We start from the raw sequence: 23,485 nt of genomic DNA on the forward strand, positions 1-23,485 counted from the left end.
TCCTTGAGGGCGCGAAGGGCGAATCGGTGCGGACGTTTCCGAATCAATACCGCGAATCACGCCGGGATAAAGGTCGGAGTCTGCATTTTCTTGCCCGATTGGTCGGGAAAAGGGTTACTCATTGCTTACCACCACGCCCGCCACGGGTGAAATCAATGGAGTCGTGCAGCGAACGGGCGCGGGTCAGCTCATCACGGTCCAGTTCCACACCGTTCGGTGCAATGACTGATTCGCCCTTGGCATCCTGTGGACCACGGGCGGCGGAGTGGCGGGCCTCGGCGGCTTTGGACACGCGCCAGGTCAGGCCTTCGTCAGCCACGCCTGTTACATCGTCTTCTGCATCGGCAATTTCAAGTCTGTGCGCGCGATCAGCCTGCAACCGGGCCAAGGCTTCGGCCAGACAATGCTCGGCGGCGTCGTCCGGGGCGCCCGGTCCGATGGCGGCGGTGATGCGGACATGGGGGTGCAGCAAAACGGCTTCGGTCGGCAGCGGCGCCTCGGTCATCAGCAGCCCCGGCAGATCGGGCGCGGACTGGTGATAGAGGATCAGGCTGCGCAGCATGTCATGGCCATGACCGATGAAATCCAGCCGCTCCAGCGCTGATTCGAACCGGGCGATCAGGCTGGGGTGGTGGATGCAGGCGGCAAGCACCACCGCCTCGCGCAGGGTGTCCTGCACCAGACCCTCGGGAGTGGCGAGCAGGGACAGCTTGGTGCTGGCCATCGGCGCGACGGGTTGGAACGGCTTGCCCCTTTGGCCCGGCTGCCACGGCGCGCGGGGCGCGCGCGGGGTAAAGGGGGCAAACGGGCGGGCATTGGTGCCGAACAGATCGCCGCGCAGGCGCTTGATTTCCTCGCCGTAGTGACCCCGGATCGACGGATCTGCGATGCGTTTGAGTGCTGCGCGCAGGGTTTTGTCCAGTGCGGCCTTGCGTTCGGGGCTGTCGAAATTCTTGCCCTCGGTCTCGCGTCGCCACAGCAGGCTGACCATCGGCTGGGCGGTGTCGATCACCTTTTGCATCGCAGGCGCGCCCTGCTGCTTGATCAGGTCATCGGGGTCCAGCCCCGGTGGCAGCACGGCAAAGCGCAGGCCCTTGCCCGCCTCCAGCAGCGGCAGGGCGAGGTCGATCACCCGCAAAGCGGCCCGGATGCCCGCCGTGTCGCCATCAAGGGCGATCACCGGCTCATCCGCGATGCGCCACATCAGGCGCAGCTGGTCTTCGGTGACGGCGGTGCCGAGGGGCGCGACGGTGGCCTGAAACCCGGCCTCGGACAGGGCGATCACATCCATATAGCCTTCGGCCACGATCAGCGGCTGGCCCTTGCCCGCCGCCTCACGCGCCGGGGCGTGATTGTAGAGGTTGCGGCCCTTGTCGAACAGCTCGGTTTCCGGCCCGTTGAGGTATTTGGCGTTGTCTTTCGGGTCCATCGCCCGGCCACCCAGCGAAATTGCCCGGCCCCGGGCATCGCGGATGGGGAAAATGATGCGGTTGCGAAAGCGGTCATAAGGCTCGCCGCCCTTGTCGGACTTGGCGCACAGCCCCGAGGCCACCAGAAGGTCATCGGAAACCCCCTTTTGCTTCATGGCCAGTTGAAGCCCGTGCCAGCCATCCGGGGCAAAGCCGATCTCCCACCGCTCCACCGCCGCCTCGGACAACCCGCGTTTGGCGATATAGGCGCGGGCATCGGCGGCGGCGCCGGTTTTCAGCTGCAGGCGGAACCATTTCACCGCCTCTTCCATCACCTGCGCCAGCTGGGTGCGGTGATCCTGCTTTTCCGCCGCACGTGGGTCGCGGGCGGGCATCTGCATTCCGGCCTCGCGCGCCAGAATCTCCACCGCCTCCATGAAGCCGGTGTTTTCGGACTCCTTGATGAAGGTCAGCACGTCGCCTTTGGCATGGCAGCCGAAGCAGTAGTAAAACCCCTTGCGGTCATCGACATGAAAGCTGGCGGATTTTTCCTGATGAAACGGGCAGGGGGCCCACCAATCGCCCTTGGCCATGTTCGACTTGCGCATGTCCCAGGTGACCTTGCGCCCCACGACTTGTGAGAGCGAGATCCGGGTGCGCAATTCATCAAGGAAACCGGGTGGCAGGGACATGGGGTCTATATCGGGGTTCCGGGCTTTCGAGTCCAGCGCGGGCGGCGGCTTCGGACGCCTCCGGCGGGAGTATTTTGAAAGCAGCAATGCGGGGGCGTTGTCTGTGGTGGCTGGCGGCGGTAAGGGCGGGGCAGCGAAATGGGGGCGGATATGGACGCGGATCAGATCGGGGCTTTGTTCACGCGGGCGGATGGCAGCTATTTGTGCGCCCGCTGGGGGCGGCCCATCGTGCCGGTGGTGTTCGGGGTGGATGATGCCACGCTGGGGGTGATCAAGGGCGCGGTCGAGGCGGTGGTGGCCTTGGCCGGGCACAGCATCGACGAGACCGACCCTGAGCTGGGCGCGAACCTGATGGTGTTTTTCGTGCGCGACTGGGATGAGCTGCGCGGGGTGCCCGGTCTGGGCCGGCTGATCGAAGGTCTGCCCGCGCTGCTGGACCGGCTGGAGGCAGCAGAAGCCAACCAGTACCGGGTGTTCCGGTTTGACGCGGCGGGGGCGATCAAGGCCTGTTTCGTGCTGGTGCGGATGGATGCGCATCTGAGCGACCTGCCCGCCGAGACCTTGGCGTTGTCGCAGGCGGTGCAGACGGTTTTGTCATGGAGCGAGCGGGCGTTTGCCGGGGCATCGCCATTGGGGATGGTGGATGGCGCGGCGGTGCTGAAGCCTGACATTGCCGGGGTGATCCGGGCGGCCTATGGCCCGATGATGCCGGTGGTGGCGCGCGATGCCAGCCACGCGTTGCGGCTGGCGGCGCGGATCAGTTTGACGGAGGGACGGGGATGACCGAGATCGACATCTTGCCGGAGCCTTCGGTCAGTTCGTTGGCGTGGGCGAGGTAGATCAGGGCGCTGTTCTTTGCGTCATAAATCCGGGTGATGCGCAGGGATTTGAGGATCAGCGACTGGCGTTCGGAAAACACGGTCTCGCCGCTTTTGTCGTCATCAATATCGCCGATGGTGATCGGGCCGGTCTGCACGCAATCGACAGCGGAGTAAGACGGATCCTCGAACCAGTTGCCGTTCGACAGCCGGTCGATCAGCGAGCGGTCGAAATAGGCGAGGTGGCAGGTGACGCCTTGCACTTTGGGGTCAGCCACGCTTTCGATGATGATGTCATTGCCGACCCAGTCAACGCCGACACGGCCGACTTCTTCGGCAAGGCTCGGGGTGGCGAGGGTCAGGGCGAGCAGAAGGGCGGCGCGGTGCATGGGGGGTCTCCGGTTCAGGACGGGGGGTAACGTGGTGCGGCGGGGCGGGTTCCGTGGGATTGGAAAAGGGGATGGCTGTGCAGAGTGGAAAGAGGGGCGCGCATCGGTTTGAGGTCCGGGTCTACTATGAGGATACAGATCTGGCGGGCATCGTCTATTACGCCAACTATCTGAAATTCATCGAGCGGGGCCGCAGCGAATGGGTGCGGGCCTGCGGGGTCGATCAGGCGCGGCTGCGGGCGGAGGAGGGCATCGTTTTTGCCGTGCGGCGGGTGGAGGCGGATTATCTGCGGCCGGCGGTCTTTGAGGATCAGTTGGTGGTGACCACGGAACTGGTAGAGCTGGGGGGCGCCAAGATCGTGCTGGATCAGGCGGTCTGGCGCGGGGAGGAACGGTTGTTTGCGGCCCGGGTGGTGCTGGTCTGTCTGGGATCTGAGAAGGGGGCCGTAAGGATACCGGCCGGGGTGAGGGCTGTGTTGCAGGGGGGTGTGTAACACAGGGGGAAGGGTGTTTGTGCGAGTAAAATCAAGAGGTTGATAGGTTGATTTTAACGAAGTTTTAACGCTTGAGGGAGGCGAGGACGGGGTCTGGGGGGCGTTGGCTCGCACCTCTGGCGGTCAGTCCGCCGTCGTTTCTGACGGCGGTGCCTTTGGCGAAAAGGTCACCGTGACCGGACTCGTTCCTGACGATCTGAGGGGCCCCGGCCAGGAGTTGTGGTCAAAGCCCGGATGCCATGTGCGCAGCTCCGTCGGCGAAATCCACTCCAGCTCCAGCTGTTCGGCAGGCGCATAGGCCTCAAACTGATACAGCGAATTCATGAAGGCGTTGCAGTCCTCGGAAACGCCTGCGGGAAGGATGGACACCTGAATGCTGGTATCCCCCGACAGGAAGACCGAGCCTCTTCGTGGGCATTCCTTGACAACGACATGATGATCGCCGTCCGGCGATGACAGGTCGGCATGGGTCACATCCTCCTGACAGGCGGCCAGCAAAAGCAGGCAGGCCAAGACGCCATGTCGGGGTCGGAGCAGGGGGGCGGCGATCATCCGGTCATATCCCGCTGGCGTCATGGACGACATCGCCGCTGAAGCTGCAGGCCGCGCCGTGATAATAGGTGCAGCCGGACACTTCTTCCATGCGGAGGGTGTAGGCATCGAGAAACTGCAGATTGATCCGGCAGAACTCCTGGTTCGTCTGCGACACCTTTTCGCTGGCGACAAATCCCTCATTCGGGACCTCAAGGGTAGCTGTCTCTGCCTCCGCTTCGATGACCAACTCCCCGCTGATGCCGCCGCCGCATCCCGGCAGATCACCGGTCATCGGGACGGTTGTGGTGATGTCGATCGCGTAGCGCGCTTCGGACAGGGGGGTGAGCAGAACGCTCAGATTCTGGCCGGAGTCGCCTTGATACATCCCGCTGCGCGGGTCGTAATCCTCGGCATGGAGGGGAGCCGCCGACAGCAACATGCTTGCGGCGATCACGCCTGGTCCAGACATTTTGAGAGCGTTCATGTTTCCTCCAGACGCATCGTGGGGGAGGCGCGGAGCGGTCCCGGCTTCCTATGGTGCCACATTAAAAGAGAAATCCGGGTGAGCAATGGAAACCCGACGCGCGTCCGGGTCTGAGACGCACACCGGCGGATTTGCGCAGACAGGGCAGGAGGCTGCGTGCCGCCGTGCCGCCGGTCCAGCCGCGTGGCTCCTGTCCGCCTGACGACTGCCCGAGCCGGCCCGCGCCCTTTGCCTGTTACAGGATGTTTCAGCCATCTGCCGCCTTGTGACGCAGTTGTGTTGGCAATCCGCTTCAAATCCGGATAGAATCACTGCTAACAGGCGGTCAACAAGGCCCCGATAACAAGAGCAGGCGTAATGGAAACCGAAACCCTTGCGATGGCGCAGGAGATTGATTTCTCCTTGATCGCCCTTTTTGCACGCGCAACGCTGACGGTGAAGGTCGTCATGCTGATGCTGATGGTGATGTCGTTCTGGTCCTGGGCGACCATCGTGCAGCGCCATATCATCTATCGCGCCGCGCGCCGGGAGGCCGAGGTGTTTGACCGCGCGTTCTGGTCGGGCGAGCCGCTGGACGAGCTGTTTGAAAAGATCGGGCCGACGCCCGAGGGGGCGAGCGAAAAGATCTTTGCTGCCGGGATGATGGAATGGCGGCGCAGCCACCGGCAGGATGGCGCGCTGATCGCGGGCGCGCAGGCCCGGATCGACCGGGCGATGAACGTGGCCATCGCGCGTGAGAGCGAGCGGCTGAACACCGGGCTGTCGTTTCTGGCGACCACTGGTGCAACTGCGCCGTTCATCGGGCTGTTCGGCACGGTCTGGGGCATCAAGCACAGCTTTGAGCAGATCGCCATCAGCCAGAACACCAACCTGGCCGTTGTGGCCCCCGGCATTGCCGAGGCGTTGCTGGCGACCGGCATCGGTCTGGTTGCCGCTATTCCAGCGGTGGTGTTCTACAACAAGCTGAACTCTGACAGTGAGCGGATTCTGGGCGGCTATGAGAGCTTTGCCGATGAATTCGCGACCATCCTGTCGCGCCAGCTGGACACCTGAGCCATGGCGGGCGGGGTTCAACAGAAATCTGGCGGCGGGTCGGGCCGCCGTCGCCGGGGCAAGTCGGCGGCGATGGCCGAGATCAACATCACGCCGTTTGTCGATGTGATGCTGGTGCTGCTGATCATCTTCATGGTGGCCGCGCCGATGCTGACGGTGGGGGTTCCGGTGGAGCTGCCGCGCACGGCGGCGAGTGCCTTGCCGACCGAGCAGGAAGAGCCACTGACCATCACGCTGACGGCGGACGGGCGGACCCTGATTCAGAATACCGATGTGGCGATTGATGAGCTGATTCTGCGGCTGACGGCGATTGCGGCAGAGCGGACCAGCAACAAGGTGTTTTTGCGTGCCGATGGGGCGATCCCCTATCAGCGGGTGGCGGAAGTCATGGGCGCGCTGAATGCGGGCGGGTTCAACTCGATCGGTCTGGTGACCGATACGGACGGGCCTGCGATGAACGGCAGCGGCAACTAAGGCCGATTGGGAAAACGCACGCGCAATGCAGACGGGCACCCTCATTTCCGGCGCTGGCCATGCGGCTTTGATCCTCTGGGTGATGCTGGGGGATTGGCTGTTCACGCGCAAGGATGCTCCGCCGGTCGAGGTGGCGGAGGTGTCGCTGATCTCATCCGCCGAATTTGACGCGATGGTGGCGGCGGCGCCCTCGACGCCGGAGCCTGCGCCTGCGCCGGAACCCGCGCCCGAGCCGCCTGCGGCAGAGCCGGAGCCTGCGCCTGCGCCTGAGCCTGAGCCTGAGCCTGAGCCTGAGCCGGTCGTAGAGCCGCCGCCGCCGGTGGTGCCGGACCTGCCTGCGCCGGTGGCCGAGCCGGAGCCTGTGCCAGAGCCGGAACCCGTGCCTGATCCGTTGCCGGAAAACAACGGCGTGGCCGATGCGCTGCCGTTGCCGGTGGACCCGGACCCGATCCCCGAAGTGCCGTTGCCGCCGACCGCCAGCCCCCGGCCCAAGCCCGCGCCGCGCGTGGCTCCGGTGCCGGTGGATGCGCCCGAGCCGGTGGTCGATGTGGCCGAGGCCCCGGTCGAGGCGGTGACGCCGGACCCGGTCGATGAGCCCGAGGTGGTGGAGCCCGAAGAGCCCGAGGCGCAGCCCGAAGAGGCGGGCACCGTGCTGGAGACCGAGGCCAACCAGACCGAGCAGGTCGAAGCCTCTGGCGCGCCGCCAAGCAGCCCGCGCCCGCGTGGCCGCCCGGTGCGCAGTGAAGCACCGCCGACCCAGACGGCGGCGGCAACGCCGGATCCCGCGCCAACCCCCACGCCTGCGCCGACACCTGACACCAATGCCGATGCCGTGGCGGCAGCGCTGGCCGAGGCTTTGGCGGCAGAAGATCCGGCCCCGACCGGCGGCGCCACCAATGCGCCGCAGGGGCCGCCGATGACCAGCGGCGAGCGGGATGCCTTGCGCGTGGCGGTGCAGCAGTGCTGGAACGTCGGCTCGCTGTCGTCGGATGCCTTGCGCACGACCGTGGTGGTGTATGTCTCGGTGGCGCAGAACGGGGTGCCGGATGCAGGCTCGATCCGTCTGATCGACTCGACCGGCGGCTCTGAGGCGGGCGCGCGTGGCGCATTTGAAGCGGCGCGGCGGGCGATTATCCGCTGTGGCGCGCGCGGTTTCCCGCTGCCGGCCGACAAATATGACCAATGGCGTGAGATGGAGCTTGTGTTCAATCCTGACGGGATGCGGATGCGATGATCACGTTTACGCCAGATTTTGCCGAAACGGAGCAATGCCTGTTCCTTTTCCCCCTGACCCCGGCGATGGCTGCGCTATGCTGCCCGCAACAGACCGAGGACAACCCGAGGCCATGATGACAGTAAAACGCTTTCTGATTCCCGCCCTTGCGCCGGTTCTGGCCCCCGTTCTGGCTATCGTCTTGATGAGCCTGTTCGGGGCGCAGAGCCCGGCACAGGCTCAATCCGGGCCGTTGCGCATCGAGATCACCGAAGGGGTGATTGAACCCCTGCCGTTTGCGGTGCCAGATTTTGTTGATGAGGGCGGCGCAGGCGAATACGCGCGCAACATCGCCCGCGTTATCGCCAGCGATCTGTCCGGCACCGGATTGTTCCGCGAGATCCCGCGCGAGGCGCATATCGCGCGGGTCAGCAGCTTTGACAGCTCTATCGGCTATGAGGACTGGAAGGCGATCAACGCGCAGGCGGTGATCACCGGGGCGGTGACGGTTTCGGGCGACCGGATCGTGGTGAAGTTCCGGCTGTTTGACGTGTTCAGCGGCCAGCAACTGGGCGAGGGGCTGCAATTTGCCGGCACCACCCAGACCTGGCGGCGGATGGCGCATAAGGTGGCGGATGCCGCCTATAGCCGGATCACCGGCGAGGGCGGGTATTTTGATACCCGCGTGGTGTTTGTCAGCGAATCCGGGCCAAAGAACCAGCGGCTGAAGCGGCTGGCGGTGATGGATTACGACGGTGCCAATGTGCAGTATCTGACCGACTCGTCGTCCATCGTGCTGGCGCCCCGGTTCTCGCCCACCGGCGACCGTATTCTGTACACCAGCTATGCCACCGGCTTTCCGCGTATTACGCTGATGGATGTGGGGTCATTGCGCACCCAGACGCTGGCCGAGCAGCAGGGCACGATGACATTCGCGCCACGCTTTTCGCCCGATGGCGGGCGTGTGGTGTTCTCGCTGGAGCGCGGCGGCAATTCGGACCTGTATATGCTGACCGTGGGCTCGGGCAATCTGAGCCAGCTGACCAATGCGCCGTCGATTGAGACCGCGCCGAGCTTCAGCCCGGATGGCAGCCAGATCGTGTTTGAAAGCGACCGTTCCGGCACGCAGCAGCTGTATATCATGCCCGCAGGCGGCGGTGAGGCGCGGCGGGTCTCAAACGGGCAGGGGCGCTACAGCACCCCGGTCTGGTCGCCGCGCGGCGACATGATCGCCTTCACCAAGCAGCATCAGGGCCGGTTCCACATCGGCGTGATGCGCACCGATGGTTCGGAAGAGCGGTTGCTGACGGCGTCGTTTCTGGATGAAGGCCCGACCTGGGCCCCGAATGGCCGGGTGATCATGTTCACCCGCGAAACCAGCGGGGCAGGCGGATCGGCGGCGCTGTATTCGGTGGATATTTCCGGGCGCAACCTGCGTCAGATCCCGACGGACGGTGCGGCATCTGACCCGGCGTGGTCGCCGCTTTTGCCCTGAGCTGAAATGGCGCGCCCGATTCACAGGGCGCGCAAACTCTGATAAGATCATGGCATCGAGCCAGGAATAAAGGAAACTGAATATGTCGCTTCTTCCCAAGGCCCTTCTCCTTGTCGCTGCCTTTGGGCTGGCAGCCTGTAACAACCCTGACCGTTTTGGCGCTGGTGGTGCCGGTGCGGGCGGCGCAGGTGGTGCGGGCGGCGGCATGGGCGGTGGTTTTGTTGACACCACGGGTCTGGGTGATCCGAACAATCCGCAGTCGATTGCCTATTTCAACCAGCGCGTCGGCGACCGCGTGCTGTTCCCGGTGGATCAGCACACGCTGACCGATCAGGCGCGTCAGGTGCTGTCGGGGCAGGCGCAATGGCTGATGACCAACGCCTCTTATGCGGTGATCATCGAAGGCCATGCCGATGAGCAGGGCACGCGCGAATACAACCTGTCGCTGGGCGCTCGCCGGGCGGCTGCGGTGCAGAACTACCTGATTTCGCAAGGCGTGCCTGCAGGCCGGATGCGCACGGTGAGCTATGGCAAGGAGCGCCCGATTGAAGTGTGCTCGACCGAGGCCTGCTATTCGCAGAACCGGCGCTCGGTGACGGTGCTGTCGATGGGCGCGGGGGCGTAAGCGGATGCTGCGGGCTGCCGTAACGGCGCTGGTGTTGATGGCGGGGCCTGCGTTTTCGCAGGCCAACGCGCAGACGCTGGCCGATATCCGGGCCGAGCTCGGCTCGCTTTCTGCCGCGTTCAACGGGCTGAAGGCGGAACTGGTGCAGTCCGGGGCCTCTGGCGGGGCGCTGGCCGGTGGCTCGGCGTTGCAGCGGATGGATGCGATGGAGGCGGAACTGTCGCGGCTGACCGCGCGGGCCGAAGAGATCGAGCTGCGGCTGAACCGGGTGGTCAGCGATGGGACCAACCGGATCGGCGATCTGGAATTCCGGCTGTGCGAAGTGACGCCGGGTTGTGACATTGCCTCGGTCGGCACCACGCCGCTGTTGGGCGGCGATAGCGGCGGTGGCGGTGGCGGTGGGGCTGCGGCCCCGGCGCAATCGCCCAATGCGGTGGTGATCGAAGAGCCGACCGGCCCGGTTGCGGGCGGGGTGGAGCTGGCGGTGGGCGAGCAGGCGGATTTTGACCGGGCCCGGGCGGTGCTCGGTCAAGGTGACTTTCGCACCGCCGCGGACCTCTTTGCGACCTTTACCCAATCCTATCCTGGCTCGCCGCTGAGCCAGGAGGCGCAGTTCAGCCGGGGGGAAGCCTTGGTGCAACTGGGGGAAACCTCGAATGCGGCGCGGGCCTATCTGGAGGCGTTTTCGGTGAACCCGGACGGACCGTTTGCCGCCGAGTCGCTGTTGAAGCTGGGTGAGTCCCTGGGTGTGCTGGGGCAGACGCCGGAAGCCTGCGTGACGCTGATCGAGGTGGGCACGCGCTATCCCGGCAGTCTGGCGGCAACGCAGGCACAGGTGGCGATGCAAGGGTATCAATGCCAGTGAGCGACCCGGACCGGACGGTCACTGACCTTGATCTGATTGAAAGCGCCCGTCGGGCGCTTTCATTGATTCCGGGGCAGGGCAGTGTCGGGTTGGCGGTGTCGGGCGGCGGCGATTCGATGGCGATGCTGCATCTGATGCAGGCGGTGGCGCAGCGGCCCTTGGCGGTGGCGACGGTGGACCATGGCCTGCGCGCCGGGGCGGCGGCAGAGGCGGCGCAGGTCGGGCAGGTTTGCGCCGGGCTGGGGCTGCCGCATGAGGTGCTGGTCTGGGCGCATGGCGCGGTCGAGGGCAATCTGATGGCAGCGGCGCGGCGCGCGCGCTATGGCCTGCTGGCCGATTGGGCGCGAAGGCGCGGTATCGGCGCGGTGCTGGTGGCGCATACGGCGGATGATCAGGCGGAAACCGTGCTGCTGGGGCTGGCGCGGGCGGCGGGGCTGGACGGGCTGGCGGGCATGCGTCCCGGCTGGCAGCAGGGGGGGGTGGCGTTTCACCGGCCTTTGCTGGCGGTGACACGGGCGGGGTTGCGTGGGTTTTTGCAGCGACGCGGGCTGTGGTTTGTGGATGACCCCAGCAATGAGGACCCGGCCTTTGACCGGGTGAAGATGCGGGCTGCGCTGGCGGGTCTGGCTGCGGTGGGGATCACCTCGACCGGGCTGGCGACGGTGGCGCGCAATCTGGCGGCGGTGCAGGCCGATCTGCGCGGGCTGGTGGCCGGTGCGGCTGAGCGGCTGGTGGTGGAGCGGGCGGGTGCGCTGGAGATGGACCGGGCGGGCTTTGCCGCATTGCCGGATGAGCTGGCGCGGCGGCTGGTACAGGCGGGGCTGATGTGGCTGTCGGGGGCCGACTATCCGCCACGTGCCGGGGCGCTGGCGCGGATGGTGCAGGGCTTGCGCGACGGGCGGGACGGCACGCTGTGGGGCAGCCGGCTGGTGCATCGCAAGGGCCGTGCGCTCTTGCTGCGCGAGCCGCGCGCGCTGGGGCGGGAGGTGGCTTTGGGTGCGGTGTGGGACGGGCGCTGGCGGGTGACGGGGCCGGGCGCGGGCGTGGTGCGGGCGGTGGGCGCGCAGGGGCTGGCGCAGCTGCCCGATTGGCGCGCGGGCGGGATCGCGCGCGAGGCCGCACTGGTCACGCCGGGGGTCTGGCTGGGGGACCGGCTGCTGGCGGCCCCGGCCCTCGCATCAGGATTAACGTCTGGTAAAGAATTTGCTGCGACATTGACGGCAGGTTTTGGCTTATTCCTGTTATCGCATTGAACCCAGCGCCGTTCTGTCTATCTTAGGAAAGAAGACCGTCGCCCCGTTCCGGGCGGCGGACATGTGGGGAGACGCTTGCGTGGGCAATGCACGAAATATCGCATTCTGGGTCGTTCTGTTTTTTCTGATCCTGGCGCTGTTCAATCTTTTCAGCGGGAATCAGACCGCCACCTCGTCGCGCCAGATCTCCTATTCGGATTTCGTGCAGCGCGTGGATGCGGGTCAGGTGTCCAGCGTGGTCATCGACGGCGAACGGCTGCAGGTGCGCGGCAGTGACGGCAATACCTATGCCGCCATCGTGCCGCAGGGCACCGATGTGACCGACCGGCTGGTCGCCAAGGGTGTAGAAGTGCGGGCCGAGGCGCAGCAGCAATCGGGTTTCGTCTCGATCCTGATGACGTTCCTGCCGTTCCTGTTGCTGATCGGGGTCTGGATCTTTTTTATGAACCGGATGCAGGGCGGTGGCAAAGGCGGGGCGATGGGCTTTGGCAAGTCGCGCGCCAAATTGCTGACCGAAAAGCATGGCCGGGTGACGTTTGACGACGTGGCCGGGATTGATGAGGCCAAGGAAGAGCTTGAGGAAATTGTCGAATTTCTGCGCAACCCGCAGAAATTCAGCCGCCTTGGTGGCAAGATCCCCAAGGGCGCGCTGCTGGTTGGCCCGCCCGGTACAGGTAAGACCCTGCTGGCCCGCGCGATTGCCGGCGAGGCAGGCGTGCCGTTCTTTACCATCTCTGGTTCCGACTTTGTCGAGATGTTCGTGGGCGTCGGCGCATCCCGGGTGCGCGACATGTTCGAGCAGGCGAAAAAGAACGCGCCCTGCATCGTGTTCATCGACGAGATTGACGCTGTGGGCCGTGCCCGGGGCGTCGGCATCGGTGGCGGCAATGATGAGCGCGAGCAGACGCTGAACCAGCTTCTGGTCGAGATGGACGGGTTTGAGGCGAATGAGGGGGTGATCATCGTCGCCGCCACCAACCGCAAAGACGTGCTGGACCCTGCCTTGCTGCGTCCGGGCCGGTTTGACCGCCAGATTCACGTGCCAAATCCCGACATCAAAGGGCGTGAGAAGATTCTGGGTGTGCATGCCCGCAAGGTGCCGCTGGGGCCGGATGTTGATCTGCGCACGATTGCGCGCGGCACCCCCGGATTCTCGGGCGCTGATCTGATGAACCTTGTGAATGAGGCGGCTTTGATGGCCGCGCGTATTGGCCGTCGCTTTGTCGCGATGGACGATTTCGAGAATGCCAAAGACAAGGTGATGATGGGGGCCGAGCGCCGCTCGATGGTGCTGACGCAGGACCAGAAGGAAATGACCGCCTATCACGAAGCTGGCCACGCCGTTGTCGGCATGGCTTTGCCGAAGTGTGACCCGGTCTACAAGGCAACGATCATTCCGCGCGGCGGTGCGCTGGGTATGGTGATGAGCCTGCCGGAGATGGACCGTCTGAACTGGCACCGCGATCAGTGCGAACAGCGCATCGCGATGACCATGGCCGGGAAAGCCGCCGAGATCATCAAATGGGGTGAGGATTCGGTGTCGAACGGGCCTTCGGGTGACATTCAGCAAGCCTCGGCTCTGGCGCGCGCCATGGTGCTGCGCTGGGGGATGTCGGATGTGGTCGGCAATATCGACTATGCCGAAGCGGCAGAGGGCTATTCCGGCAATACCGGCGGCTTCTCGGTCTCAGCCGAGACCAAGCGGCTGATCGAGCAGGAAGTGAAACGCCTGATCGACGAAGGCTATGAAACCGCGCGGCGCATCCTGATCGAAAAGAACACCGAGTTTGAGCGTCTGGCGCAGGGTCTGCTGGAATATGAAACGCTGACCGGCGACGAGATCAAAAAGGTGGTTGCCGGTGAAAAGCTGGGTGGCGATGACGATGCCGACAAACCAGCCTCGGGCGGCGGACTGGCGTCGATTCCGTCGATCCCCAAGCTGAAGCCGAAAGCCACCGGCGGGCTGGAGCCGGAGCCGACGGCCTGATACCCGGTTGATTGACATACCCCCGGAGCCTGACGGCTCCGGGGGTTTTTATTTGCGCAAAAGGGGTGGGGAATGGCGGCGTTGAAACCGACCGGTTTTGTGGGGCGGATCATCTGGCTGGGCGTGGTGCCCGACCGAGCGCGGCAGTTGCAGGCAGAGCCGGTGGCAACCTTGCGCGCGCATTTTGACGGGCCGATGGGCGAGGCGCATGGCGGGCTGACGCGGCCCGCCTGCAGCCGGGTCAAGGCGCTGTATCCGCGCGATACAGTGATCCGCAACACCCGGCAGTTTTCGGTGATGGGGGCAGAGGATCTGGCGCAGATCGCGCAGCGTATGGGGCTGGAGACGCTCGACCCTGCGCTGGTGGGGGCAACGATGGTGATCGAAGGCCTGCCGGATTTCACACATCTGCCGCCATCGTCGCGCCTGCAAGGTGAGGCGGGGGCAACGCTGGTGGTGGATATGGAAAACCGCCCCTGCGTGCTGCCCGGCAAACCGATTGAAGCAGCACACCCCGGCTTTGGCGCCAAGTTCAAGACGGCGGCCAACGGACGGCGCGGCATCACCGCCTGGGTGGAGCGCGAAGGGGTTTTCAGTCTGGGTGAGGCGATTTCGCTGTACGTGCCCGACCAGCCGGTCTGGGCGCATCTGGCCGAAGCGCGGCGCGGATAGCGGTTTGCGGCGATTTTTGCTGGCGACAGGTCGGAAATGCCTGTGTCGCAGGCACGTCCCCCGGTAACACTGGATCCAGGCGCCGCAAAAAGGTGCAAGCCTGACCCTGGGAGAGAGAGATGGCCTTTGCATCCGATATCGAGATCGCCCGCGCAGCAAAAAAGCTGCCGATTCAGCTGATCGGCGCGAAACTTGGGATACCCGAGGCCGATCTGCTGCCCTATGGCCATGACAAGGCCAAGGTCGGGCAAGGCTTTATCGCGTCTTTGCAGGGCCGCCCCGATGGCAAGCTGATTCTGGTGACGGCGATCAACCCGACCCCGGCGGGCGAGGGCAAGACCACGACGACGGTGGGGCTTGGCGACGGGCTGAACCGGATCGGCAAGCGCGCGGTGGTCTGTATCCGCGAGGCCTCGCTTGGTCCGAATTTCGGCATGAAAGGCGGGGCTGCGGGCGGTGGCATGGCGCAGATCGTGCCGATGGAAGAGATGAACCTGCATTTCACCGGCGATTTCCATGCGATCACATCGGCGCATAACCTGCTGGCGGCGATGATCGACAACCACATCTACTGGGGCAATACGCTGGACATTGACGCGCGCCGCATCGTGTGGCGGCGGGTGATGGACATGAACGACCGCAGCTTGCGCGATGTGGTGACCAGCCTTGGCGGCGTGTCGAACGGCTATCCGCGCCAGACCGGGTTTGACATCACGGTGGCGTCAGAGGTGATGGCCATTCTGTGCCTTGCGCGCGATCTGGACGATCTGGAAAAGCGGTTGGGCGACATTGTGGTGGCCTATACCCGTGCGAAAACCCCGGTGACCGCGCGCGACATCAGGGCGGATGGCGCGATGACGGTGCTGCTGAAGGATGCCATGCAACCGAACCTTGTGCAGACGCTGGAGAACAACCCGGCCTTTGTGCATGGTGGCCCGTTTGCCAATATCGCACACGGCTGCAATTCGGTGATCGCCACCACCACCGCGCTGAAGCTGGGCGAGTATGTGGTGACCGAAGCCGGATTCGGTGCCGATCTTGGGGCGGAAAAGTTCTTTGACATCAAGTGCCGCAAAGCAGGCTTGCGCCCGGCGGCGGCGGTGATCGTGGCCACGGTGCGGGCGATGAAGATGAATGGTGGCGTCGCCAAGGCCGACCTTGGGGCCGAGAATGTGGCGGCGGTGCAGGCAGGCTGCCCCAACCTTGGCCGTCACATCGCCAATGTGAAGGGGTTTGGTGTGCCGGTGGTGGTGGCGATCAACCATTTCACCACCGATACCGGGGCCGAGGTGCAGGCGGTCAAGGAGTATGTGGCGGCGCAGGGCGCCGAGGCGATCCTGTGCAGACACTGGGCCCAGGGCGGCGCGGGGATCGAGGATCTGGCGCGCAAGGTAGTGGAGCTGGCAGAAAGCGGTGTCGCGGACTTCGCGCCGCTTTATCCCGACGACATGCCGCTGTTTGCCAAGATCGAGACGATTGCCAGGCGGATCTATCACGCCGGGGCGGTAATCGCCGACAAGGCGGTTCTGGATCAGCTGAAAGCCTGGGAGACGGCGGGTTATGGCGCTTTGCCGGTCTGCATCGCTAAGACGCAGTACAGCTTTACCACCGATCCGACCGTGCGGGGCGCGCCGGTGGGCCATACCATCCCGCTGCGCGAGGTGCGGCTGTCGGCGGGGGCGGGGTTTGTCGTGGCGATCTGCGGCGAGATCATGACCATGCCCGGTCTGCCGCGGGTGCCGAGTGCCGAAGTGATCCGGCTGAACGCGGATGGCGATGTCGAAGGGCTGTTCTGAACGCCGCGCGGGCGCGCAGCGGGACAAATCCCCGCGTTGCCCTTTGCCGGGCGGCGCTTTATGTCGGGGCATCTCAACGGGAAGGAACTTATGCGCAAACCTGCCGAGTGTGAAACCATGGTCCATATCCGGGCCGAGATTGACCGGCTGGACGAAGATCTGGTCAGGTTGCTGGCCGAACGCGCGGGCTATATCGACCGCGCCGCCGAGATCAAGGCCGAGGTGGATCTGCCTGCCCGCATCGGCTCACGGGTCGAAGAGGTGGTCACGAATGTGCGCCGCCACGCGACGGCTTATGGCCTGCCGCCAGATCTGGTGGAAAAGCTGTGGCGGCGGTTGATCGACTGGTCAATCGCGCGCGAGGAAAACCGGCTTGGCCCGGATTCGATGCGAAAGGATGGTTGAGATGACGGCGGTGGTGATTGACGGCAAGGCGTTTGCCGCAGGGGTGCGGGCGCGGGTGGCGGCCCATGTGGCGCGCCTGTCTGAAGAGCATGGTGTGCAACCGGGGCTGGCGGTGGTGCTGGTCGGGGAAGACCCGGCGTCGCAGGTCTATGTGCGCAACAAGGGCGTGCAGACGGTCGAGGCCGGGATGACCAGTTTTGAGCACAAGTTGACGGCGGATACCTCGGAAGCGGATCTGCTGGCGCTGGTGCGCGCGCTGAATGCCGACCCAAAGGTGCATGGCATTCTGGTGCAATTGCCGCTGCCGGGGCATGTGAACGCCGATCTGGTGATCAACACGATTGACCCGGCCAAGGATGTGGACGGGTTCCATATCTCGAACGTCGGGCTGCTGGGGACCGGGCAAAAGGCGATGGTGCCCTGCACCCCGCTGGGCTGTCTGATGATGCTGCGCGCCTATCACGGGTCTTTGGCGGGGATGACGGCGGTGGTGGTCGGGCGGTCCAACATTGTGGGCAAGCCGATGGCCCAGCTGCTCTTGGGCGACAGCTGCACAGTGACCATTGCGCATTCGCGCACCCGCGATCTGGCGAGCGTGTGCCGGGGTGCGGATATTCTGGTGGCGGCGGTCGGCCGGCCAGAGATGATCACCGGCGACATGGTGAAACCGGGGGCCACGGTGATTGACGTGGGCATCAACCGGGTGGAGCGGGACGGCAAATCCCGGCTGGTCGGCGATGTCGATTTCGCCAGCGTCTCGGCGGTGGCGGGGGCGATTACCCCGGTGCCGGGCGGGGTGGGGCCGATGACCATCGCGTGCCTCTTGGCCAATACGCTGACCGCCTGCTGCCGGGCGCATGGGTTGCCTGAGCCGGAGGGGCTGACGGCCTAAGCCCGGCGCGGCATCGGGATGGCGCGGGCGACCGCGCCACCACACAGGATTGCCAGTGCGCCGGGCTGCATCAGCCCGGTCAGCGACGGATCATGGCTCCACAGCCCGCCGGTATAGGTGCCAAAGGCGGGCAGGATCAGCCGGTTGCGGTCGGCCAGAAAACAGCGCCAGACCTTGCCCGCCAGCCGCGCCTTGGGGTGGTAATGCCCCGACACCTCACCCTGCGCCCCCGGTTCGGCGATGTGGCGGAACACCAGCGCCCCCAGATGCACCTCGGCCCGGTGGCTGCCCGCAATCTCCAGCGGCCCGGCGTCATGGTTGCCCGCGATCCAGATCCAGTCGCGCCCGGCGATCAGCCGCGTCAGCCACAGCCGACAGGCCTCATCCAGCCCGTCCAGACTGGCGGCATCATCAAAGCTGTCGCCCAGACAGATCACCGACCGCGCCCCGGTGGCCTCGATCTCGGCCTCCAGCCGCAGCAGGGTCTCATGGGTTTCATAGGGCGGCAACAGCGCGCCGGCACGGCGGGCCAGACGCTCTGACTTGCCAAGGTGCAGGTCCGACACGCACAGGAGCCCGCGATCCGGCCAGAACAGCGCGCCCGAGGGGCGGGCGATCAGTTGTTCACCGGCAAGGGTCAGGGCAAAGCTCATGCCGCCTGATCTGCCCGCGCCGGGCGGTCAAGGCAATCCCCTGCCACATTGCTGCTTGCCAAATACTCCCGCCGGAGGCGTCCGACATCTCCCCCAGCGCGCCGTTTCAGGCCAGCCCCGCCGCTTCCATCAGCCGCCGGGCGGCGTCTTCGGCCAGCCGCTCGCGGCCTGCGCCTTGCACCGGGATGCGGCCCGGTTCGAGGAAAAGCGGCGCTGACAGCGGCGACAGGCGGGGCAGGCGGCGGGTCTCGATCCGGCCTGCGACGCGGGCGAGCAGGTCTTCGATGCGGGAAAAGTCGATCAGCCCGCGCATCGCCTCTTCCCGTGTGATCTGCAGCAGCAGGTGGTCGGGGTCGTATTTGCGCAAGGTGTCGTAGAGGATGTCGGAGGAGAATGTCGCCTGACGCCCCGATTTGCGCCGGCCCTGATGGCTGCGTTCGATCAGACCGGCGATGATGGCGCTGGCGCGGAAGGTGCGTTTCATCACCGCATTGCCCGCCAGCCATGTCTCCAGCCCGTCTTGCAGGGCGGTCAGGTTGAACAGGGGCGCGGCATCCTCAACCGCGTCGATGCTCCAGATCAGGGTGGCGTAATCGGTGGCGACAAAGCCGAGCGGGGCGAGGCCCGCCTCTTCCATCGCTTTGGTCAGCAGCAGGCCGAGGGTTTGCTGGGCGTTGCGACCGGCAAAGCCGTAGACCACCAGATGCTCGCGCCCGTCATGCGGGAAGCTTTCGCAGAGCAGGGTATCAGTGTCGGGCAGGCGTGACACCTCGCGCTGGAGGGAGAGCCATTGCGCGGTGTGGGCGGGCAGGTCGGGCCAGCGCTCTTGTTGGAATATGTCAAGAATCCGCTGGGTCAACAGTGTGGATGTGGCGAATTTTGTGCCATTGAACACAGCGACCCGTGGATCGCGGCCGGGCTGGTTGGTCACCTCGACCGTCATTTCGCGCAAGCCTTCATAGCGCACGACCTGCCCGCCGATCAGAAAGGTGTCACCGGGGGTGAGGGTGGCGGCGAAGGCTTCCTCAACTTCGCCCAGCGGGGTGCCGCCGAAGCGGTTCTTCAGACGGACTTTCAGAGTCTCGGTGTCGATGATGGTGCCAAGGTTCTGGCGGATCACCGCCGCCGCGCGCGGGTCGCGCAGGTGCCATTGGCCATTGGTCTGTTTCAGGCGCTGCCAGCGGTCATAGGCGCGCAGGGCGTAGCCGCCGGTGGCGACGAAATCGAGCGTGGCGTCAAAGGCCGGACGGGTCAGCGCGGCGTAGGGGCCTGCCGTGATCACCTCGGCATAAAGCTGATCGGCGTCGAAGGGACCGGAGCAGGCGGTCAGCAGGATGTGCTGGCACAGCACGTCGCGCGGGCCGGGGCCACGCGGCTCGCCATCCAGCGTGCCCTCGCGCACGGCATCAAGTGCGGCTTTGCATTCCACCACCTCAAAGCGGTTGGCAGGCAGTAGCAGTGCCTTGGAGGGCGCGTTGTAGCGGTGGTTGGCGCGGCCGATGCGTTGGACGAGGCGTTTGACGTTTTTCGGCGCGCCGACCTGAATCACGAGGTCCACATCGCCCCAGTCGATACCAAGGTCGAGGCTGCCGGTGCAGACAATGGCGCGCAATTGGCCCGCGACCATCGCGGCCTCGACCCGTTCGCGCTGTTCGCGCGACAGGCTGCCGTGGTGGATGCCGATGGGCAGGTCTTCGGTATTGGCGAGCCAGAGGTCGCGGAAGAACAGCTCGGCCTGCGCGCGGGTGTTGTGAAAGATCAGCGTGGTGCGGTGCTGTTTGACCTGCTCCAGAATGGCCGCCATCGCATAGCGCCCGCCACCGCCCGCCCAGGGCGGCGGCGTGTCGGTTTCCAGCATCTGGATGTCGGGGGGCGGGCCGGGGTCGGCGAGCAAAATGCCGGTGTCGGGGGCGAGGAAGCGGGCGAGGGCGGGCGGGTCTTCGACCGTGGCGGACAGACCGACGCGGCGCAACCCGGGCGACAGGCTTTGCAACCGGGCCAGCAGCAGCGTCATCTGGTCGCCGCGTTTCGATTCGGCCAGCGCATGCAGCTCATCCAGAATCACCCGTTGCAGGCCGGCAAAGATGCGCGGCGCGTCCTCATAGGACAGCAGCAGCGCGAGGGATTCCGGCGTGGTCAGCAGGATATGCGGCGGGTCGGCGCGCTGGCGGCGGCGCTGGGTATAGGTGGTGTCGCCGGTGCGGTCCTCGACCCGGATCGGCAGGTTTGCGCCCTCGATAGGCGTGCGCAGGTTGCGGCGGATGTCGGCGGCGAGCGCCTTGAGCGGGGAAATATAGAGCGTGTGCAGGCCCTTGGCCGGGGTTGCGGTCAGCTCGGCCAGCGTGGGCAGGAACCCGGCGAGGGTCTTGCCGCCGCCGGTGGGCGCGATCAGCAGGGTGGCCGGGTCGCCCGCGCGGGCCAGCATGTCCCACTGATGCGGATGCAGGCTCCAGCCTTTTGCGGTGAACCACTGCGACAGGGCGGGGGTGAGGGTGTCCATCCGCGCAAGGTAGCCGGGTGGGGGGCGGCGTCAACGCTGCAAAGGCAGGCAGTTGGTCAGGCGGTGGGGCGGGCGCTCAAAGGCCGCGCTGATTTTGCTTGAAGGCGGGTGCGCCGGGGCCTAATCGGTTGGGCATGCGAATGCTTTTCCTTGGCGATGTGATGGGCCGGACCGGACGCGCGGCGATTGCCGAGCGGTTGCCGGGTTTGCGGCTGGAATGGAACCTCGATTTCGTGGTGGTGAATGGCGAAAACGCCTCATCCGGCGCGGGTCTGACGCCGGAGCATGCGAAACTCCTGCTCGCGGCGGGGGCGGATTGTGTGACGCTGGGCGACCATGCTTTTGACCAGAAGGATATGTTGTCGTTCATCGAGCAGGAGCCGCGGATCATCCGGCCGATCAATTTCAGCAAGGTGGCACCGGGCAAGGGCTGGCGGGTGTTTACCGCGACCCAAGGCCGCAAGGTTCTGGTGGCGCAGGTGCTGGGGCAGGTGTTCATGAAGCGACCGTTTGACGATCCGTTTTCGGCGATTGAACAGGTGCTGAAGTCGCATCCGATGGGCGGCATGGTGCAGGCGGCGATTGTCGATGTGCATGCGGAAGCCACCAGTGAGAAGATGGCGATGGGGCATTGGTGTGACGGGCAGGCATCGCTTGTTGTCGGCACCCATACCCATGTGCCGACCGGCGACGGGCAGATCTTGACGGGTGGCACCGGCTATCTGACCGATGCCGGCATGTGCGGCGATTACAATTCGGTGATCGGGATGGAAAAGCTGGAGCCGCTCCGCCGCTTTATCACCGGTATGCCGAAAGCACGGTTCGAGCCTGCGGGCGGGCCTGCCACGCTGTCGGGGGTTTATGTGGAAACCGATGACCGCACCGGCAAGGCGGTCAAGCTGCGGATGATCCGGGTGGGCGGACGGCTGGAAGAGGCGCGGGTGTGAGGCGGGGCCAGCGGTTTGGGCCAGAGGCTGCGGTTCTGATCAGGCAAGGGGAATAATGGTGGGATTTGAGCTGGATCAGGCGGTACAGGCCTATGTCGCGCTGGCGATACTGGTGGGTATGCTGGCGTTGTTCGTGCGGGAAACCTATCCGGTCGAGGTGACGGCCATCGGCGGTGCCTGCCTGATGCTGGTGCTGGGGATCCTGCCGCAGGGCGATGCCGTGAACGCGCTGTCGAATGCCGCGCCATGGACGATTGCGGCAATGTTCATCATCGCGGGCGGGCTGGTCCGCACGGGCGCGCTGGATTCGGCGACGCAATATGCGCTGCGCTATGTGAAGACGCATCCGAAATCTTCGCTGGTGGTGATCTCGCTGGGTGTGATCGGCATGTCGGCGTTCATGAACAACACGCCGATTGTGGTGGTGATGATCCCGGTGTTCATGCAGATCGCGCGGCAACTGGCACTGTCGCCGTCAAAGCTGATGATTCCGCTGTCTTATCTGGCGATTCTGGGGGGCACGATCACGCTGATCGGCACCTCGACCAATATCGTGGTGGATGGTGTCGCGCGGGAGCGCGGGCTGGAGCCGTTCGGGATTTTCGAGATCACGCCGCTGGGCATTTGCGCGTCTCTGGTCGGGCTGACCTATCTGGCGCTGTTCACCAAGCGGCTGTTGCCGGACCGTGACAGCATGGCCATGATGCTGACCGACCGCAGCCGGATGAAGTTCTTTACCGAGGTGGCGGTGCCCGAAGACAGCCCGATCATCGGCCAGAAGGTTGATGAGGTCGGGCTGTTCAAGCGCGACAACATGCGGGTGGTCGATGTGTTGCGCGGCGATGCCAGCTTGCGGCGTCAACTGGCGGAGGTGGCGCTGGAGGTGGGGGACCGGGTGGTCTTGCGCACGCCGATGTCAGAGGTGCTGGCGCTGCAGGAATCAAAAGAGCTGCGGATGGTGGACAAGCTGTCTTCGGTCCAGACCTCGACGGTGGAGGTGCTGATCACGCCGGGCTGTGCGATGGTGGGGCGGTCTTTGGGCAGCCTGCGGTTGCGGCGGCGCTATGGGGTGTACCCGCTGGCAGTGCACCGCAAGAACCAGAACATCGGGCGGCAGCTGGATGATCTGGTGGTGCAGGTCGGGGATACGCTGCTGCTGGAGGGTGCACCCGCTGACATTCAACGGCTGGCGGCCGAGATGGACGTGGTCAATATCTCGGAACCGTCGGACCGGGCCTACCGACGGACCAAGGCCCCGATCGTGGTGCTGGTGCTGGCCGGGGTGGTGGGGTTGTCGGCGCTGAATGTGGCCCCGATTCTGCTGCTGGCGATGATCGGCGTGGGGGTGGTGCTCCTGACGCGCTGCATTGATGCGGACGAGGCGTTCGGCTTTGTCGATGGCCGGCTGATGGCGCTGATTTTCGCCATGTTGGCCGTGGGCGCGGGGCTGGAACATTCGGGCGCGGTGCAGCTGATCGTTGATCTGGTGTCGCCGTTCATGCGGGGTTTGCCCCCGTTCCTGCTGATCTTTGTGGTCTATTCGCTGACTTCAATCCTGACCGAGATTGTGTCGAACAATGCGGTGGCGGTGATCCTGACGCCGATTGTGATCGGCCTTGCGGCGCAGATCGGGGTTGATCCGAGACCGTTTGTGGTGGCAGTGATGTTCGGGGCTTCGGCCTCTTTTGCGACGCCGATCGGCTATCAGACCAACACTCTGGTCTATGGCCCGGGCGGGTATCGGTTCAGCGATTTTCTGCGGATCGGTCTGCCGCTGAATGTAGTGATGATGGTGGCGATCTCTGGATTGATCCCGCTGTTCTTTCCGTTCTGAA

At 65.3% G+C, this 23,485-nt stretch carries 22 protein-coding genes; 16 read left to right on the forward strand and 6 right to left on the reverse strand.

Going from position 1 to position 23,485, the window contains the following annotated elements; genetic code table 11:
• Positions 1–118 precede the first annotated feature (118 nt).
• Positions 119–2,101, reverse strand: coding sequence for a DNA primase (gene dnaG / locus J2X53_RS02300; protein WP_349035856.1), 1,983 nt, complete (start codon positions 2,099–2,101; stop codon positions 119–121).
• 150 nt (positions 2,102–2,251) lie between these two features.
• Between dnaG and J2X53_RS02305 the strand changes: the two genes are divergently transcribed.
• A complete protein-coding gene (locus J2X53_RS02305; RefSeq protein WP_349035857.1) occupies positions 2,252–2,884 on the forward strand; it encodes a hypothetical protein in 633 nt (210 codons plus the stop codon).
• Here J2X53_RS02305 and J2X53_RS02310 read toward each other — a convergent pair.
• Complete coding sequence (locus tag J2X53_RS02310) at positions 2,859–3,308, reverse strand: CreA family protein (RefSeq protein WP_349035858.1); 450 nt, start codon at positions 3,306–3,308, stop codon at positions 2,859–2,861. The genes J2X53_RS02305 and J2X53_RS02310 overlap by 26 nt on opposite strands.
• Positions 3,309–3,379: 71 nt before the next feature.
• On the opposite strand from J2X53_RS02310, the gene ybgC reads away from it, so the two are divergent.
• Positions 3,380–3,802, forward strand: a complete 423-nt coding sequence (ybgC, locus tag J2X53_RS02315) for a tol-pal system-associated acyl-CoA thioesterase (RefSeq protein ID WP_349035859.1) — start codon at positions 3,380–3,382, stop codon at positions 3,800–3,802.
• A gap of 123 nt (positions 3,803–3,925) precedes the next feature.
• On the opposite strand, the gene J2X53_RS02320 is transcribed toward ybgC, so the two are convergent.
• Positions 3,926–4,378: a hypothetical protein gene (locus J2X53_RS02320; protein ID WP_349035860.1), complete on the reverse strand. Its 453-nt coding sequence runs from the start codon at positions 4,376–4,378 to the stop codon at positions 3,926–3,928.
• On the reverse strand, positions 4,359–4,820 hold the full coding sequence (locus tag J2X53_RS02325; RefSeq protein ID WP_349035861.1) for a hypothetical protein: 462 nt from the start codon (positions 4,818–4,820) through the stop codon (positions 4,359–4,361). Before J2X53_RS02325 ends, J2X53_RS02320 begins: the two co-directional genes overlap by 20 nt.
• Positions 4,821–5,177: 357 nt before the next feature.
• Between J2X53_RS02325 and tolQ the strand changes: the two genes are divergently transcribed.
• The 12 genes from tolQ (at position 5,178) to folD (ending at position 17,550) form a co-directional block, all read left to right on the forward strand.
• Positions 5,178–5,873, forward strand: coding sequence for a protein TolQ (gene tolQ, locus J2X53_RS02330; protein ID WP_349035862.1), 696 nt, complete (start codon positions 5,178–5,180; stop codon positions 5,871–5,873).
• 3 nt (positions 5,874–5,876) lie between these two features.
• Complete coding sequence (gene tolR, locus J2X53_RS02335) at positions 5,877–6,347, forward strand: protein TolR (protein ID WP_349035863.1); 471 nt, start codon at positions 5,877–5,879, stop codon at positions 6,345–6,347.
• Positions 6,348–6,372: 25 nt separating this feature from the next.
• Positions 6,373–7,581, forward strand: a complete 1,209-nt coding sequence (locus J2X53_RS02340; RefSeq protein WP_349035864.1) for a cell envelope biogenesis protein TolA — start codon at positions 6,373–6,375, stop codon at positions 7,579–7,581.
• A 184-nt stretch (positions 7,582–7,765) separates the two neighbouring features.
• Positions 7,766–9,055: a Tol-Pal system beta propeller repeat protein TolB gene (gene tolB / locus J2X53_RS02345; RefSeq protein ID WP_349036284.1), complete on the forward strand. Its 1,290-nt coding sequence runs from the start codon at positions 7,766–7,768 to the stop codon at positions 9,053–9,055.
• 82 nt (positions 9,056–9,137) lie between these two features.
• Positions 9,138–9,680 carry a peptidoglycan-associated lipoprotein Pal gene (gene pal, locus J2X53_RS02350; protein ID WP_349035865.1) on the forward strand — a complete coding sequence of 181 codons (543 nt, stop codon included), beginning with the start codon at positions 9,138–9,140 and terminating at the stop codon, positions 9,678–9,680.
• Between the two features lie 4 nt (positions 9,681–9,684).
• Complete coding sequence (ybgF, locus tag J2X53_RS02355) at positions 9,685–10,545, forward strand: tol-pal system protein YbgF (RefSeq protein ID WP_349035866.1); 861 nt, start codon at positions 9,685–9,687, stop codon at positions 10,543–10,545.
• Positions 10,536–11,798: a tRNA lysidine(34) synthetase TilS gene (tilS, locus tag J2X53_RS02360; protein WP_349035867.1), complete on the forward strand. Its 1,263-nt coding sequence runs from the start codon at positions 10,536–10,538 to the stop codon at positions 11,796–11,798. The genes ybgF and tilS overlap by 10 nt, the downstream gene beginning before the upstream one ends.
• A gap of 79 nt (positions 11,799–11,877) precedes the next feature.
• Entirely contained in the window at positions 11,878–13,785 is a 1,908-nt protein-coding gene (ftsH, locus tag J2X53_RS02365) for an ATP-dependent zinc metalloprotease FtsH (RefSeq protein WP_349036285.1), read from the forward strand.
• 72 nt (positions 13,786–13,857) lie between these two features.
• Complete coding sequence (locus J2X53_RS02370; RefSeq protein WP_349035868.1) at positions 13,858–14,457, forward strand: sulfurase; 600 nt, start codon at positions 13,858–13,860, stop codon at positions 14,455–14,457.
• A 119-nt stretch (positions 14,458–14,576) separates the two neighbouring features.
• Positions 14,577–16,253 (forward strand): formate--tetrahydrofolate ligase, encoded by a 1,677-nt coding sequence (locus J2X53_RS02375; RefSeq protein ID WP_349035869.1) that lies wholly within the window; start codon positions 14,577–14,579, stop codon positions 16,251–16,253.
• A gap of 90 nt (positions 16,254–16,343) precedes the next feature.
• Complete coding sequence (locus J2X53_RS02380) at positions 16,344–16,658, forward strand: chorismate mutase (protein ID WP_349035870.1); 315 nt, start codon at positions 16,344–16,346, stop codon at positions 16,656–16,658.
• Between the two features lies 1 nt (position 16,659).
• Positions 16,660–17,550, forward strand: coding sequence for a bifunctional methylenetetrahydrofolate dehydrogenase/methenyltetrahydrofolate cyclohydrolase FolD (gene folD, locus J2X53_RS02385; protein ID WP_349036286.1), 891 nt, complete (start codon positions 16,660–16,662; stop codon positions 17,548–17,550).
• On the opposite strand, the gene pdeM is transcribed toward folD, so the two are convergent.
• Positions 17,547–18,203 carry a ligase-associated DNA damage response endonuclease PdeM gene (pdeM, locus tag J2X53_RS02390; RefSeq protein WP_349035871.1) on the reverse strand — a complete coding sequence of 219 codons (657 nt, stop codon included), beginning with the start codon at positions 18,201–18,203 and terminating at the stop codon, positions 17,547–17,549. The genes folD and pdeM overlap by 4 nt on opposite strands.
• A gap of 106 nt (positions 18,204–18,309) precedes the next feature.
• Positions 18,310–20,703 carry a ligase-associated DNA damage response DEXH box helicase gene (locus J2X53_RS02395; protein ID WP_349035872.1) on the reverse strand — a complete coding sequence of 798 codons (2,394 nt, stop codon included), beginning with the start codon at positions 20,701–20,703 and terminating at the stop codon, positions 18,310–18,312.
• A 134-nt stretch (positions 20,704–20,837) separates the two neighbouring features.
• On the opposite strand from J2X53_RS02395, the gene J2X53_RS02400 reads away from it, so the two are divergent.
• Both J2X53_RS02400 and J2X53_RS02405 read left to right on the forward strand, forming a co-directional pair.
• Positions 20,838–21,650 carry a TIGR00282 family metallophosphoesterase gene (locus J2X53_RS02400; protein WP_349035873.1) on the forward strand — a complete coding sequence of 271 codons (813 nt, stop codon included), beginning with the start codon at positions 20,838–20,840 and terminating at the stop codon, positions 21,648–21,650.
• Between the two features lie 55 nt (positions 21,651–21,705).
• Positions 21,706–23,484: an SLC13 family permease gene (locus J2X53_RS02405; protein ID WP_349035874.1), complete on the forward strand. Its 1,779-nt coding sequence runs from the start codon at positions 21,706–21,708 to the stop codon at positions 23,482–23,484.
• Position 23,485: the final 1 nt, after the last annotated feature.

Source organism: Pseudotabrizicola sp. 4114, from assembly GCF_031457365.1.
Taxonomy (GTDB): Bacteria; Pseudomonadota; Alphaproteobacteria; order Rhodobacterales; family Rhodobacteraceae; genus Pseudotabrizicola.

Coding starts and splice junctions, on each gene's coding strand:
- tilS (WP_349035867.1), top strand. CDS start 10,536: ATGCCAGTGAGCGACCCGGACCGGACGGTCACTGACCTTGATCTGATT.
- J2X53_RS02320 (WP_349035860.1), bottom strand. CDS start 4,378: ATGACGCCAGCGGGATATGACCGGATGATCGCCGCCCCCCTGCTCCGA.
- J2X53_RS02340 (WP_349035864.1), top strand. CDS start 6,373: ATGCAGACGGGCACCCTCATTTCCGGCGCTGGCCATGCGGCTTTGATC.
- tolR (WP_349035863.1), top strand. CDS start 5,877: ATGGCGGGCGGGGTTCAACAGAAATCTGGCGGCGGGTCGGGCCGCCGT.
- J2X53_RS02325 (WP_349035861.1), bottom strand. CDS start 4,820: ATGAACGCTCTCAAAATGTCTGGACCAGGCGTGATCGCCGCAAGCATG.
- J2X53_RS02305 (WP_349035857.1), top strand. CDS start 2,252: ATGGACGCGGATCAGATCGGGGCTTTGTTCACGCGGGCGGATGGCAGC.
- J2X53_RS02375 (WP_349035869.1), top strand. CDS start 14,577: ATGGCCTTTGCATCCGATATCGAGATCGCCCGCGCAGCAAAAAAGCTG.
- folD (WP_349036286.1), top strand. CDS start 16,660: ATGACGGCGGTGGTGATTGACGGCAAGGCGTTTGCCGCAGGGGTGCGG.
- tolB (WP_349036284.1), top strand. CDS start 7,766: ATGAGCCTGTTCGGGGCGCAGAGCCCGGCACAGGCTCAATCCGGGCCG.
- J2X53_RS02370 (WP_349035868.1), top strand. CDS start 13,858: ATGGCGGCGTTGAAACCGACCGGTTTTGTGGGGCGGATCATCTGGCTG.
- ybgC (WP_349035859.1), top strand. CDS start 3,380: ATGGCTGTGCAGAGTGGAAAGAGGGGCGCGCATCGGTTTGAGGTCCGG.
- pal (WP_349035865.1), top strand. CDS start 9,138: ATGTCGCTTCTTCCCAAGGCCCTTCTCCTTGTCGCTGCCTTTGGGCTG.
- J2X53_RS02405 (WP_349035874.1), top strand. CDS start 21,706: ATGGTGGGATTTGAGCTGGATCAGGCGGTACAGGCCTATGTCGCGCTG.
- J2X53_RS02400 (WP_349035873.1), top strand. CDS start 20,838: ATGCGAATGCTTTTCCTTGGCGATGTGATGGGCCGGACCGGACGCGCG.
- J2X53_RS02380 (WP_349035870.1), top strand. CDS start 16,344: ATGCGCAAACCTGCCGAGTGTGAAACCATGGTCCATATCCGGGCCGAG.
- tolQ (WP_349035862.1), top strand. CDS start 5,178: ATGGAAACCGAAACCCTTGCGATGGCGCAGGAGATTGATTTCTCCTTG.
- ybgF (WP_349035866.1), top strand. CDS start 9,685: ATGCTGCGGGCTGCCGTAACGGCGCTGGTGTTGATGGCGGGGCCTGCG.
- J2X53_RS02310 (WP_349035858.1), bottom strand. CDS start 3,308: ATGCACCGCGCCGCCCTTCTGCTCGCCCTGACCCTCGCCACCCCGAGC.
- dnaG (WP_349035856.1), bottom strand. CDS start 2,101: ATGTCCCTGCCACCCGGTTTCCTTGATGAATTGCGCACCCGGATCTCG.
- pdeM (WP_349035871.1), bottom strand. CDS start 18,203: ATGAGCTTTGCCCTGACCCTTGCCGGTGAACAACTGATCGCCCGCCCC.
- J2X53_RS02395 (WP_349035872.1), bottom strand. CDS start 20,703: ATGGACACCCTCACCCCCGCCCTGTCGCAGTGGTTCACCGCAAAAGGC.